The organism is Rhizobium sp. RCC_161_2 (genome assembly GCF_041355235.1).
GTDB lineage: Bacteria > Pseudomonadota > Alphaproteobacteria > Rhizobiales > Rhizobiaceae > Rhizobium.
The window spans coordinates 17,673-31,379 of the sequence record NZ_JBFUPL010000015.1; the positions used below are offsets into that span (position 1 = coordinate 17,673).

Genomic DNA, 13,707 nt, shown 5'->3' on the forward strand with positions numbered 1-13,707 from the left:
TGCGGGCTTTCCCGCACTCGCATCGATGGGAGAAGGCGCGCACGCTCAGTCGCGGCCGGGATGCGGCCTCGCAATCGGTATCTGTTGTGCGGAGTCCTCCTCCCAGAGGCTCATGAGATGAGACTACGCCATTGCAATTCGGAAGGAATGTGTTTTTCTGGGTTAATATTGCGATTAATTGGCTTTCCCGGCCAAGGATTCGCGATGCAGGCAGGGGGAGAGATCCATGGTTTCCGATGGCGGCATCCATCATCATGCGCATGGCGAGTGGCGGGAGCCGTCGCTGTCACACCGGACGCTCCGTTTCCAGAAAGGCATCTATGCCGATTTCCACCATCTGTTTCTGCTGCAGGCGGGAACCGCCGCCTTGCTGTTCGAGCCGGAGGAGCAACGATCGCTGCAAGGGCCGGCGCTTGCCTATCTGCCGCCGCAGGCACGGTGTGAGCTGCGTATCTCGGCCGGTGCCGCAGGCTTTTTGATCGGCGCGTCGCCGCAGATCATGGTGGACGCGATCGGCGATCAGGCGGAATCCTATGCGCTGCGGACCTTCAGCGAGAGGCCCTGGCTGACGGACGAGCCGAGGCCGTATGCCGTGGAAGAGACGCAGCCGCTTGTGGCGGGCTTCGTGCGGGAGCTTGGCGATCCCTCGCGCGCTTCGTGGATGGTCATCTCCGCCTATTTGCGGCTGATCCTCATGACGCTGTGGCGCACCGGCGGCAGCGAGGCGGCCGAGCAGCGCGGCCGTGGCGGTGGCGCCTCGATCCTGCAGCGATACCGGCAGCTGGTGGAGATCTGGTTCCGGCAGCACCGGCCGATCAGCGATTATGCGCGGGAGCTCGGCGTTACCACCGATCGCCTGCATTCGATCTGCCGCAGTGCGCTTGGCCGCTCGCCCGTCCAGCTCCTGCATGAGCGCGTCGTCCAGGAGGCGAAGTTGCGGCTGGAGCGGTCGGCTCGCACGGTCCAGGAGATATCCGACAGTCTCGGATTTCGAGACCCCACCTATTTCAGTCATTTCTTCAAGAAAAGGACCGGATTTTCCCCCGCGACCTACCGCGATTTCGCCAGAAAGACGGAAGTCGCCCGGAGCGACATGCTCTCATCGGGCTATTCCGACTGGCCGTGATCATTTCTCAATCATGTGGGTTTCGCAGTTCAATCGGATGCGGTCAGCATCAGGGCGTCCAGCGCCACCGCACCTTCGCCGTCGGGATAGATCACGACGGGATTGAGGTCGATTTCCTGGATCGTCGGCTCGGCAAGCAGCAGTCGGCCGAGCGAGGCAATGATCCGGGCGGCCGCGCCAACGTCAAGCGGCGGTGAGCCGCGGAAGCCGCGCAGCAAAGGCGCATTCTTCAGCCGATATAGCTCGCGGATGATGGCGTCATCGGGCAGGTCGGGGGTCAGAATGCGAACATCCCTGAAAATCTCAGCCGTAACGCCGCCGAAGCCCGCCAGGATCACCGGTCCCCAGTCCGGATCGTTGCGCGCGCCGATGATCAGCTCGATGCCGCGGTTGCCCATGGCTTCGATCAGCACGCCGTCCAGGATCAGGTCTGGGCGATGGCGCGCGACATCGACGTGCAGCTTGGTCCAGCCCTCCTCGAGGCTGGCTGCGTCCGCCAATCCGATGATGACGCCACCCGCATCGCTCTTGTGGCTGAGATCGGGCGATTGCGCCTTCAGCACGACCGGATAGCCTATCGCGGCGGCGGCCGCGAGGGCTTGCTCCAGGGTCGTTGCCAGGCGCCCTTCAGGAAAGGGAATCCCGAGCGGCGCCAGGATCTGCTTGGCGCGATATTCGGGTATGACACCTCCCTGGGAGGGGAGACCGGCAATCGCGACCGGCGGCGCGGTGGAGGCGGTGACGTCGCGCCCCGCGAATTCATCGATGCGTTTCAACGCCCGGAAGGCTCGTTCGGTCGACGGGAAATAGACGATGCCGAGCGCGCGCAACTGCGCGATATAGTCCGCCGGGATAGGGGCGCCCTCATCGAGTCCTGCGAAGATCAGCGGCTTTTCCGGCTTGCGCTCGCGCACGGCTTTCAGGATCGGCGGCAGCTTGATGCCTGAGGTCACAAGGTCCGTCTGGATGATGCAGGCGACAATGCTGGCAAAACGGGCATCGTCAAAGAGTGCGGTGAGCGTCCTTTCATAAAGGTCCGGCTCGACAAGGCCCTGTGCCGTCAGATCCAGCGGATTGCTGACGCCGACGAATGCCGGCAGGACGGCGCGCAGCGCTGGCGCGGTATCATCGTCTATCGGGGGAAGATCGAGCCCGAGCTCCTCGCATAGATCGAGCGTCAAGGCCTTGAACGCGCCGGACTCGCCAAGCACGGCAGGCCCTCCGGCCGGAAGCACCGGGCAGCGCAGGGCGATCTCGGTGATATCGCCGAGTTCCTCGAGCGTTTCGGCCAAAATGACACCGGCCCGCGCGACTTTGGCGCGCATGACCTGATAGTCGCCAACCATGGCGCCTGTGTGGGTCGCGGCAGATTCACGCGCCGCACTGCTCCGGCCGGGGTGAAGCAGGACGATCCGTTTCCCCTTTGCGCTTGCTTTGCGCGCCGCGGCAAGAAAGCGGTATGGCTTGCGGAACTGTTCGACGATCATCGCGATGACCTGCGTGGATGTGTCCTCCACCAGAAATTCCACATAGTCCTCGACACCACTTGCGGCTTCGTTGCCAGTCGAAATCGAGTAGGATAGGCCCAGATCACGGCTGGCGAAGGTCACGCCGAGGACCGCAGCCATGGCGCCGCTTTGCGACACGATCGCAATACCCGGCCGGTTGCCGAGTTCCTCTGCACCGGTTTCGATGAAGGTCAGCGGTATACGGTCAACATGGTTGACCATCCCAAGGCAGTTCGGCCCCTCGATCACCATTCCCACTTCGGCCGCTATGCGAGCGATCTCGCGCTGATCGGCCAACCCTTCGTCACCGCCCTCGGCAAAGCCCGCCGAGAAAATGACGGCTGCGCCGACGCGACGGCGGGCAAGTGCCTCGATGGAGGCAAGCACGGCTGCGCGCGGAACGGCAAGAACCGCCGCATCCACCCCGTCCGGTAGGTCATCGATCGAGGCGAGGCAGGGCCGGTCGCCGATCTCGGTCCGTTTGGGGTTTATAAGATGAATAACGCCTGCATAACCGCTGCGGTCAAGATTGGAGAGCACCGAGGCGCCAAGCGCGCCGGGTTTGTCTGAGGCGCCGACGATCGCTACCGATCTCGGGCGCAACAGTCGTTCCATCGAACCGTCGGGGAGGTTTGATGGAAGTCGGCTAATGATCTCGACCGTCATGGTGGGGGGCTCCTCAGGCCTGGTGCTTGGACTTGTCGTAGGCACCAAGACCGGGCTTGTAGGTCTTGTCGTCGATGAACTGCTTGATGCCCTCCTTGCGCCCCTCGTTGTCGTAGCTGTTGGCGGCTTCCTGAGCGCGGACCAGATAGTCCTCCGCATTGTCGTAGGTCATCTCACGCACACGGCGGATGGCATCCTTGGTTGCTTTGAGGGCGACGGGGTTCTTTTGCAGCAGAATGTTGGCGACATCGGTCACGCGCGCCTTCAGCTGCGCAAGCGGCAGGGACTCGTTGACGAAACCCCATTCGGCCGCCTTCCTGCCGTCAATATTCTCGCCCGTCAGCGCATGGTACATGGCATTGCGGAAGCATGTGAGTTCGGTGGCCACCTTGGCGGCGCCGCCGCCGGGCAGGATGCCCCAGTTGATCTCGCTCAGTCCGAATTTGGCTTCATCGGCGGCAAAGGCGAGGTCGCAGGCGAAAAGCGGTCCGTAACCGCCGCCGAAGCACCAGCCGTTCACCATGGCGATGGTCGGCTTCTGATACCAGCGCAACCGGCGCCACCAGCCATAGCTTTCGCGCTGCGCCTTTCGCGTGCCCTGCAGACCATGGGCCTCGGTCTCGCGGAAATACTCCTTGAGATCCATGCCCGCGGACCAGGCAGTCCCCTCACCGGACAGCACCAGCACGCCGACATCGACCCGAAACTCGAGTTCGTCCAGAACCTCCATCATGCGCCGATTGAGCGCTGGGCTCATGGCGTTGCGTTTTTCCGGGCGATTGAAGCTGACCCAGGCTATGCCGGCGTCAACGACAAAGGCGACGGTATCTTTTTCGGAATGTTCTGTTGTCATGACGGTGTCCTTCTTGCCGTTCGGGCCTGCGCATCAAAAGGGAACCGGCCGCGAGGTCGCGACCTGCATGGAATACAGTAAGCCTTGCGGGGCCATTTGGGCCGCGGTGCAATCGAAATGAGACGCCCCACGCCAGCCGACGCGAATGCGCGGCTGTTAATGAGCCGGGAGAGCTGTTGCTTCGCAGATCAATCGATCGCGGCGCGCCTGCCGGAATTCTTCAAACGGGATTCCTCCAATACCGGCATATGACCTCCGCACCGATAATGTTATGTCTCATAGCATTATTTGATTGTTATGCGCAATAGCATTATAGGCGGATTATGGATATCGACTCCCGCACATCGAAACTGACCGATCCGCTTGAGACCCTGCTAGGTTATCAGCTGAGGAGGGCATCCAACGTGATGATGGCCGACTTGGGCTCAAGGCTTCAGGCCATAGACCTCAGGCCGGTCGAAGCGTCCATTCTGACGCTGATCGACGCCAATCCCGGCTGTACCCAGAGCGATCTCGGACGTAACCTGGGCATCCAGCGTGCCAACATGGTTCCCCTGATGGTCGGGCTAACCAAGGCCGGGCTCGTCGACCGGGCTCCCGTCGGCGGTCGATCGCAGGCTCTTCGTCTGACGAGGAACGGCATGGAGAGGCTCGAGATGGTGCGCGCCATCATCGAGGCACATGAGGCACGGTTTCGGCGTCTTTTCGCACCGGAGTTGCGAGAGGCGGCGTTGGAGGTACTACGAAGCATCCGCCAAGAGGGCGAAGCAGCCCCGCGCCAGGATGACCCGGAGCCCTCGACTGGCGGCTGATTGTCTGGAACGCTATCTCAGCCGATCTTCTTCCGGGAATGCGTGGATTATTTTGACGCGACGAGGTCATGGCGATAGCCGGTATCGATGACGATCCGTCCGCCACAGGCCCACGAAACGCAGGCGCACATGCGTGAATTCTCCCGGCGCTCGACTTCGGAAAAGAAAACATCGCGGGGCGATGTCACGTTGTTTCATCAATGATCAAGCAAGGTGTGTGCCTGAGAAATCAGGCACTCGCGCCGGTCACGGCTTTCCATTGGGCCATGGCGCGGATCCGATGAATGTGGGTGGCCAGAGCGGAGCGTTTTTGATGCGGTGCGACGAAGAGATTTCGGACTGCCGAAAAGATCGATGTGAAGCGTTGCAAGCCGCCGACTGATCGAAATCTCTGCATCATCCGTTCTCGTTTTCGCAATGGTACGTGAGAATTCTCCGCCCGGTTGTTGAGCCCCTTATGAGATCGATGTTCGACATCTGGCATGACTTCCCGCTTTGCCGCGCCGCATGAACGCAGTTTGTCGGTGACGATGCGCTTCGGCACGAGACCCTGCTTCCTTAGCAGCCTGATCAGCAATCGCTTGGCGGCCTTGGTATCGCGGCGGGTCTGGACGATCTCGTCCAGATGCCAGATGTCCCTTCGCGACGGCTTCTTTCTGCGCAACTGCTTTGCGTAAGCCGGGCCGAATTTGCGGCCCCATCGCGGGATCGTTTCATAAGACACAACAATCCCGCGCTCCAACAGCATTTCCTCGACCAGCCGCAGGCCCAAAGGGAACCGAAAATACAGCCAGACAGCATGGGCGATGATCTCAGGCGGAAAGCGGTGGTTCTTGTAGCTGATGGTGGGCTTGCTCATCTCAACCCCATTATCCACGAACCGTTAAGCCGCAGACAACCTGACATCGCCTGATCGGGCTCGACGTGACCATGCAGGTTCTGATCGAGGCACCGCAATATGCGGAACTTGCTACCATCGACACGCCGCTCGGTCGACTGGTCATGGACTGGCTACGGTTCTACGAGAAGCTTCACCGCAACTCCATGGGGTCGGCGACGCTATAGACGATCCGCAGGCCCTGGGGCTCGCCATCGATCCTACCCTGGTGCGGACCCGTCCCGCCCATATCGGTGTGGATCTTTCCGGCACCTATGCCTTCGGCGCCACTGTCGCGGATTTCTGGAAGGAGCGGGGCGAGCCTGACAATGCTCGGATTGCCTATGAGGTGGATGCGGATCGCTTCTTCAAGCTGATGTTCGACCTGTTGCACGATCCATGATCGGGGCGGTAGCCGGCTAGCCTTCTGTTCTGATCACTGCAGCCCTAAGCTAAACAGTGCGAAACGACGACCCGCTTTCCTGTCGACACCTTGTACGATGATGCGATCACCGGTTCATATCCTATCAAGAGCTAAGAGCTCAAACACGGGCGTTCGCTCTGAATATCAATTGCTTATGGGCTTAGATCGGTGCGACGATAGCCAAAATCGTATCGATGTTGAAAGCGAGCCGCTCATCCAAAGCTGCACGGTTCATCAACCGGCGCCCGTAGACGATAGAGCTCGTGGCATGGTTGGTGAAGTAGTAGTAGCAGACTGACGTAATTGTGAGGCCTAACTGAATCGGGTCAATCCGGGCACGAAATGTGCCGTCCTCCTCTCCGCGCCGCAGAATGTCATCGACAAGCGGCCGCGAGTTGGCTGCGCCTTCCCTCAAAATGCGGGACTTTCGAAAGTGCACGGCCTTCAACTGGTTTTCGGAATTCAGAATGGTGATGAATTCCGGGTGTTCGAGATAATAGTTCCAGACGAATGTCACCAGTGCGATCAGCGCGTCGCGGGGAGGGAGCTGGTCAAGGTTCAGTGCCGCCTCGGCATCCCAGACATCGCGATAGACCTTCTCGATGACGGCCTGATAGAGCAGTTCCTTGTTGCCGAAGTACTGGTAGATCATCCGTTTGTTGATCTCAGCCCGCTCGGCGATGGCCTCAACGCGGGTCCCTGTCAGCCCGTTCGCCGCGAATTCCACAACAGCGGCATCAAGGATACGCGTTTGTGAAAGATCGGGTCTGCGCGGGTGTCTGCGCCGAGGCTGTTTGCGTGCTTCCGCACTCTTCTCTTCCGTCAAGACGCCTCTCGCTCCCATCAATGCGCATGCATTTTGCTTGGGCCATCATCCAGGTCGCGCCTGCTTCGGCTTGTTCCTCGCCATCATTCGATAGGGTTTTTTCGCGGCCTGCGTCAATAGCTTAGGAGTGCATAGAAGTAACTCATACGTTATTTATGGAGTCTATCATCGTATAAAATAAAGATAAAAAATCATCAATTATGTTGCGCGTGTCATCTGAACGTTAAGAATGACCCATAGAGGAAGGCGTGTTGACGACATGAACCGGGCCGGGTGTCGAGATGCCTCGACCGGCTGGACTTCGCCTGACACCGGTCAGCGCGCAAAGCGGAATTGGGCGATCACCTCCGGGCGGGATGGCCGCAGATAGAGCAGTGGCGGATATGGTAGGTCATTCCATCGATATCATGAACCTGGAAAAGCGGTTCGATCGCACCCAGGTACTCAAGCGCATCAACCTTCACATCCGTGAGGGCGAATTTCTAACGCTTCTTGGGCCTTCCGGCTGTGGGAAGTCGACGCTGCTGCGCCTGCTTGCTGGCTTCGAGCCCTGCACTGGTGGTCGAATCCTGATCGGTGATCGCGACGTCGCACCGTTGCCGCCGAAGGCCCGCGACATCGCCATGGTCTTCCAGTCCTACGCGCTTTACCCGCACATGACGGTCCGGGCCAATATAGCGGTGCCACTGGAGATGTCCCGCCTCTCATTCCGGCAGCGCCTGCCGGGCGCCGCCATCCTTTCATCGAAAGTGCGTGGCGTCCGCAGCGAAATCGCTAAAGAGGTTGCAACGGTGGCGAAGCAGCTTGGCCTTGAGGCGCTCATGGACCGCAAACCAGCACAATTATCCGGCGGTCAGCGGCAGCGCGTTGCCGTCGGCCGGGCCATCGTCCGGCATCCTGCCGTCTTCCTGATGGATGAGCCGCTCTCCAATCTCGATGCCAAACTGCGCCAGCAGCTGCGCGAGGAGATCGTCGATCTACACCGGCGCACTGGCATTACCTTCATCTATGTCACCCACGACCAGACCGAGGCCATGGCGATGTCGGACCGGATCGCCGTCATGGAGGGCGGAGAGATCAGGCAATGCGCTGCACCGGAAGAGATCTATGACCGGCCGGACTATCTTTCCGTGGCAAGGTTCGTCGGCACGTCTGCGATCAACGAGATGCTGGCAACGATCAGAGGGGGCGCCATGTTCGTGAATGGTCGGCCGCTGGGGCTGATGCTTCAAGGCATCGCCGACGGGATCTATCAGCTGGCCGTCAGGCCGGAACGACTGCACCCGACCGATGCCGGTGCTGGCGACTTTTCTCTGCCGGTGGAACAGGTCGAGTTCACCGGCAACGAGGTCGGCATCCGCTGTAACGGTGCGGAGATCGGCACAGGCAGCGTGCGCGTGCAGCTGCGGCCGGAGAGTTTTGCCCGATTGAACCAGGGCCGGAATGTCGGTGAAAGGATCACGCTGAAGATCGCCGAAGGTGCGGCGCTCGTTTTCGATGCCGCCGGTCGGCGCGTCAGGGCCACGGAAATGCAGGCGGCTTTGGCACAGGAGGATCGTCGTGAACACACGCTTTGATGCCAAGCTGAACGCGGGCGAGATGCGGACCGCGGAATGGAGTCATGCGTCGCTTGGCCGTGCGTTCTCCGCGCCGGCATTCATTCTCCTGGTCGCAACGGTGGTGGCGCCCGTCTTCATCGAATTGCTGATTAGCCTGACCGATTACCGCCTCGGGCGCATCACGCTGAACTTCGTGGGGCTGGGCAATTACACGCGCATGCTCGCGGATCCATTCTTCTGGAGCGCGCTACGCAACAGTGCGATCTATACGGCGATCGTCGTGCCGGTCTCGGTCTTCGGTGCGCTTTGTCTTGCTGTGCTGCTGGATGGTCGCCGCCGTTCGCGGCGCTTCTACGAGATCGTCTATTTTTTGCCGGTCACGTCGACGCTGACGGCGATGTCGATCGTCTGGAGCTATTTGCTGAACGGGCATATCGGACCCTTGGCAAGCCTGTTCACGGCGCTCGGCCTGCCGCCGCTCGATTTCTTCGCCGACGGAACGCTGGCACTGATCGGGCTTGCAATCATCGGCATATGGCACCTGATCGGCTTCAACCTGATCCTTTTCCTGGCGGGCCTCACTGTGATTTCCGGCGAGCTGAAAGAAGCATCCGCGCTGGATGGAATGGACGGTTTCTGGGATCGGCTACGCTATCTCACCTGGCCACTTCTGGCGCCTACGACGATTGTCGTTTTCGTCCTGAGCTGCATCCAGGCATTCCAGGTCTTTGATACGGTGGCGGTGCTCACCAATGGCGGTCCCTATGGCGCGACGGAAATGCTCCTGCACAAGATCAATATCGATACGTTCACCGGGCTCAAGGCCGGTTATGGCAGTGCACTTACCGTCGTCTATCTGATGCTAATCGGCGCGTTTTCGCTCGTCCAGGTGGCGTTCGGCAATCGAAAGGCGCATTTCTGATGGCCCGTTTCTCCCTTCGCCAGATTCTGGCGCATGCCGTGCTGCTGGGCGGCGCCGTGCTGATGATCTATCCGTTCTTCTGGATGTGGCGGGCCTCTACCCAGGCCCCGGGGCAGATTTTCGGCAGCCTGCATGACGCGCCGCCGATCCTCACCTCGATCGCCGACAATTATACCCGAGCGCTGTTCGACAGCCCATTGCCGCGCTTCATGCTGAACGGCGTGATCATGACCGGCGGCATCCTGTTGTTCCAGATCCTGACAACGGTCACCTGCGCCTATGCGCTGGCCAAATTCGATTTTCGCGGCCGGCGCCTGATTTTCGCGATCGTGCTGATCAGCCTGTCCGTTCCCGCTCAGGCAACCGCGCTGCCGATCTTCATCGTGCTCGCCAAGATCGGGCTTCTCGACACCTATACCGGCGTCATCGTGCCCTACCTGACCTCAGGCTTTGCGATTTTCCTATTCCACCAGTTCATTCGCTCCTTCCCCGACGAGATCCTTCTGGCAGCGCGCCTGGACGGCATGAGTGAAGTGGAGATCGTCATCCGCATCATCCTGCCGGCAATGACGCCCGCCATTGCCGCCTTCTCGATCTTCTCGATCACCTTCCATTGGAACGATCTCTATTGGCCGATGATCGTGATCAGATCCATCGATCTGGCGCCGCCGACACTGGGCCTCCTGTTCTTCCGGGGCCAGGAAGGCGGCGACAGTTTCGGGCCTCTGATGGCCTGCGCAACCCTGGTCACCGCACCACTGATCCTGCTGTTCCTCGCTGCCCAGCGCAGGTTCGTTCAGGGGGTGACGATGACCGGCGTCAAATAATGCGTCTCTGCCCGGCGGCCACCGGGCAGAGACGCAAGTCAAGACCAATCCACTCCGAAGGAATCACAATGAAAATGAAAGCCATCCTCGCGGCTGCGGCCCTGACCCTGGTTGGGACTGCACCGGCCTATGCGGCCGATTCAGTGACGCTGAACTTCTATCATACCCAGTTGCCCTTCATGCAGTCCATCCTCGAAGGGTTCAAGAAGGCTCATCCGGAAATCACCATCAATGATCAAGCCCCGGCGGCCAATTACAGTGCCGGTGATCAGAGCGTCATTCGCGGCATGATGACCGGTTCGGCGCCGGACGTGTATCTCGCCTCCTATTCCTCGCTGCCAACGATCGCCGGCGTGATGAAGGACCGCGGCGAAGCACAGTCGCTCGATCCCATGCTGGCCAAGGAAGGCAATGATTGGCAGACGGCGAATTATGCACCGGCCATTCTCGACCTCGCGAAGATAAGGGGCGAGCAGTATGCCATGCCGTTCACCGCATCGCTGCCGCTTCTCTATGTCAACAAGGAATTGGTCGAAAAGGCCGGTGGAAACGTCGATCGGTTCCCGACCACCTGGGACGGCGTGATCGATCTGGCTGCTAAGATCAGCAAACTCGGCAATGGCGTCCAAGGCATCGGCTTCTCGGTCGGCGGGCTCAGCGATGACTGGTACTGGCAGATGATGGTCATGGGCGCCGGCGACCAGATGCTGGATGCCAAAAACAGTGGTATCGGCTATGACGACAAGGGCGGCCTGGAAGCGCTCCGCATCACCCAGGACATGGCGGTCAAGACGGGGATGTCGGTTTACGCGGATCCGAAGCCGGCCCAGCAGCAATTCTTCGCCGGCAAGATCGGAATGGTCGTCGAGTCGCCTTCCGATCTCGTCGCCTACGAGACCGCCATCGGCGACCGTTTCACCATGCGCACTGTCCGCTTCCCGCTGATCGATGCCAAGAAGGGCGGTTTGCCAGCCGGCGGCAACGCCCTGATGGTGCTTGCAAAGGATGCAGCCAAGCGCGCTGCCGCATGGGAGTTCGTCAAATACATGACCAGCGCCGCGGTTCAAGCGGAAGTTTCCAGGGCCAGCGGCTACATGCCGGTCAACGTTCAGACCGCCAAGGCGCTGGAAGGCTTCTATGCCGAACATCCCAACTTCCAGACAGTTTTCAAGTCGATGAATGCCGCCATGCCGTGGTTCGCCTACCCGAATAATACCGCGGATGATGTCTGGAAGGGCGTTGCGCCGATCCTCGACCAGCTGCAGCGTGGCAAGATCACGCCCGACGCAGCCCTGCCGAAGATCCGCGAACATGTGGCCGGTGTGATGGCTGCGCAGTAATTCGGCGCCTCCATTCTGGAACGCTCTCGAAAAAGCCGGCGGGTTCGGGCCCGCCGGTCGCTTCGATCGCTTGTCCAGCCCATATCCGGACACTCTGAATATCTGACTGTGAAAGATCACTTCTCTTGAAAATCGCCATTCTCTCGGATCCCCATATCGGATCGACCAATCCCGTCTTCGTACCCAACTGGGAGAAGATCGTTGCGCATGTGAATGCCCGGCTCGATATCGATCTCGCCATTATTCTGGGCGACCTGACCCTGCTAGGGTCCGAGCAGCCAGAGGACTTGCTGTTTGGAAGGGCTGCCCTGGAAGCATTGAGCCCGCCGTGGCTTGCCATTCCGGGCAATCACGATGTCGGCGATATTTCCCGCGCCAGCCATCAGCCCTGCAACAGCGAACGGCTGGCCCGGTGGGAAGAGCAATACGGGCCTTCATACTGGAATTCCGATCGGCTGTCGGGTTGGCGCCTGATCGGTCTGAACAGCCAGATCATTGGCACTGGCCTGGCGGAGGAAGAGGCCCAGTGGCAGGCGCTCGAAGACGCCCTCGCGACGCGGGGATCGCGCAAGCCGGTTCTCTTCACTCATATGCCGCTTTTCCTGAATGACTGGGAAGAGGCGGACCGGCCCGCTTGGGCGCTGATGGCTGAGGGCAGAAACAGGTTGCGACGATTGATCCGCGATCATAGCGTCCGCGCCGTCGTCACCGGTCACATGCATCGAACCGTCCAGATTGACATCCGGGAAACGCGGATGATCTGGTGCGCCGCGTCGAGTTTCCTCACCTATGATCACTCTATGCCGGAACAGCCGGGCTCCCCCCTTCTGGGGCTGACGATCCTCACATTGGGGGATGAGGAGATCGATGCCGGGTTCGTCGAACTGGACGATCTCATGATCAGCCGGATCGAGGATTATAACGGCGCGATCTATCGTTCCCCGGCGAAGGACTGAATGCACGCACATCGATTGCGCGTATCTTGCAGATGACAAATGACCGGAGGCTCCGGTGACTGCTGTCGTTCACGACGATCGCGGCCTCTCGTGTTTCTCCGGCCCCTAAGGAAAACTATCATGGTCTGGTTCAGCTATCACGGCGGCCATAGCGGCGAGTTCTGCGCGCATGCCACATCGACGCTCGAAGAGGTTGTCGATTCCGCCATGGAACGCGGTTTCACGCATTACGGGCTCAGCGAACATTGCCCCCGCTACCGCGCCCAGGATCTTTATCCCGGCGAGGAAAAGCTTGGTATAGCCGGTCTTGCGGCTGCTTTCGAAGCCTATGTAGCACGTGCCCTCGACCTGCGCGATGCCTGTGCCGGGGAGATCGAGCTGTTCGTCGGGTTCGAAACGGAAACGCTTCCGCCCGAGGGATGGCTTCAGGCCATGATGGCGCTGCGGGATGCCTATCCGTTCGACTATATCGTTGGCAGCGTCCACGACATCTGTGGCCGCTGGGTCGATTTCTCTCCGGCGGACACAGCCGCGCTGACCGCAGATCTCGGCGGACCGGAAGCCTTGCAAATCGCCTATTTCGATGCCGTGACGAACATGGTCGAATCGCTCCGGCCCGATATCGTTGCGCATCTCGATCTGGTGCGCAAATATGAGCCGGCCGGATTCAGTTTCTCTCCGCGCGCACTGCGCGCGATCGAGACAACGCTCGAGGCGATCGGGAGCTCTGGCGGTGTTCTCGACGTCAACTGCGCAGCATTCCGCAACGGATATGGGCCGGTCTATCCACTGCCGCAGATCCTGGAGCGGGCAAGGGCAATGGGCATTCGCGTGACCTTCGGGGATGATAGCCACGGGGCGCAGACGGTGGGTGTCGGGCTAGACCAGTCGCTGGCCGCGATCGCGGCGGCGGGCTATGAAACGGTCGCCTACCTCACGCGCGCGGATGGATGGCGCGAAGCGGCACTCGACACGCTCAGGCCCCGCCGAGGCTGATCATGATCGAGAAAG

The 13,707-nt window shown here is 60.5% G+C and carries 11 protein-coding genes and 2 pseudogenes; 9 read left to right on the forward strand and 4 right to left on the reverse strand.

Annotated elements, in window-relative coordinates; genetic code table 11:
* The first annotated feature begins 226 nt into the window (after positions 1 to 226).
* Positions 227 to 1,126, forward strand: coding sequence for an AraC family transcriptional regulator (locus AB6803_RS28285; protein ID WP_371112018.1), 900 nt, complete (start codon positions 227 to 229; stop codon positions 1,124 to 1,126).
* Positions 1,127 to 1,155: 29 nt separating this feature from the next.
* Here the strand turns inward: AB6803_RS28285 and AB6803_RS28290 are convergent, their stop codons facing one another.
* Both AB6803_RS28290 and AB6803_RS28295 read right to left on the reverse strand, forming a co-directional pair.
* Complete coding sequence (locus tag AB6803_RS28290; RefSeq protein ID WP_371112019.1) at positions 1,156 to 3,300, reverse strand: acetate--CoA ligase family protein; 2,145 nt, start codon at positions 3,298 to 3,300, stop codon at positions 1,156 to 1,158.
* A 13-nt stretch (positions 3,301 to 3,313) separates the two neighbouring features.
* Complete coding sequence (locus AB6803_RS28295) at positions 3,314 to 4,153, reverse strand: p-hydroxycinnamoyl CoA hydratase/lyase (protein ID WP_371112020.1); 840 nt, start codon at positions 4,151 to 4,153, stop codon at positions 3,314 to 3,316.
* Between the two features lie 323 nt (positions 4,154 to 4,476).
* On the opposite strand from AB6803_RS28295, the gene AB6803_RS28300 reads away from it, so the two are divergent.
* The gene (locus AB6803_RS28300) at positions 4,477 to 4,965 is read left to right on the forward strand and encodes a MarR family winged helix-turn-helix transcriptional regulator (RefSeq protein ID WP_371112021.1); all 489 of its coding nucleotides are present in this window, start codon (positions 4,477 to 4,479) and stop codon (positions 4,963 to 4,965) included.
* Positions 4,966 to 5,194: 229 nt separating this feature from the next.
* On the opposite strand, the pseudogene AB6803_RS28305 reads toward AB6803_RS28300, so the two are convergent.
* Positions 5,195 to 5,871, reverse strand: a pseudogene (locus tag AB6803_RS28305) (transposase).
* Positions 5,872 to 5,874: 3 nt separating this feature from the next.
* Between AB6803_RS28305 and AB6803_RS28310 the strand changes: the two are divergent.
* Positions 5,875 to 6,245, forward strand: a pseudogene (locus AB6803_RS28310) (nucleoside hydrolase); the annotation flags it as partial.
* Between the two features lie 181 nt (positions 6,246 to 6,426).
* Here the strand turns inward: AB6803_RS28310 and AB6803_RS28315 are convergent.
* Positions 6,427 to 7,092 carry a TetR/AcrR family transcriptional regulator gene (locus AB6803_RS28315; RefSeq protein ID WP_371112022.1) on the reverse strand — a complete coding sequence of 222 codons (666 nt, stop codon included), beginning with the start codon at positions 7,090 to 7,092 and terminating at the stop codon, positions 6,427 to 6,429.
* Positions 7,093 to 7,475: 383 nt separating this feature from the next.
* Here AB6803_RS28315 and AB6803_RS28320 point away from each other — a divergent pair, with 383 nt between their 5' ends.
* The 6 genes from AB6803_RS28320 to AB6803_RS28345 all read left to right on the forward strand — a co-directional run bounded on the left by AB6803_RS28320 (position 7,476) and on the right by AB6803_RS28345 (position 13,692).
* Positions 7,476 to 8,669, forward strand: a complete 1,194-nt coding sequence (locus tag AB6803_RS28320; protein WP_371112023.1) for an ABC transporter ATP-binding protein — start codon at positions 7,476 to 7,478, stop codon at positions 8,667 to 8,669.
* On the forward strand, positions 8,653 to 9,573 hold the full coding sequence (locus AB6803_RS28325) for a carbohydrate ABC transporter permease (RefSeq protein WP_371112024.1): 921 nt from the start codon (positions 8,653 to 8,655) through the stop codon (positions 9,571 to 9,573). Before AB6803_RS28320 ends, AB6803_RS28325 begins: the two co-directional genes overlap by 17 nt.
* Positions 9,573 to 10,400, forward strand: a complete 828-nt coding sequence (locus AB6803_RS28330; protein ID WP_371112025.1) for a carbohydrate ABC transporter permease — start codon at positions 9,573 to 9,575, stop codon at positions 10,398 to 10,400. The genes AB6803_RS28325 and AB6803_RS28330 overlap by 1 nt, the downstream gene beginning before the upstream one ends.
* A 68-nt stretch (positions 10,401 to 10,468) precedes the next feature.
* Complete coding sequence (locus AB6803_RS28335; protein ID WP_371112026.1) at positions 10,469 to 11,740, forward strand: ABC transporter substrate-binding protein; 1,272 nt, start codon at positions 10,469 to 10,471, stop codon at positions 11,738 to 11,740.
* A 125-nt stretch (positions 11,741 to 11,865) separates the two neighbouring features.
* Positions 11,866 to 12,696, forward strand: a complete 831-nt coding sequence (locus tag AB6803_RS28340) for a metallophosphoesterase (RefSeq protein ID WP_371112027.1) — start codon at positions 11,866 to 11,868, stop codon at positions 12,694 to 12,696.
* Positions 12,697 to 12,816: 120 nt separating this feature from the next.
* Positions 12,817 to 13,692: a histidinol-phosphatase gene (locus AB6803_RS28345; RefSeq protein ID WP_371112028.1), complete on the forward strand. Its 876-nt coding sequence runs from the start codon at positions 12,817 to 12,819 to the stop codon at positions 13,690 to 13,692.
* The last annotated feature ends 15 nt before the right edge of the window (positions 13,693 to 13,707 follow it).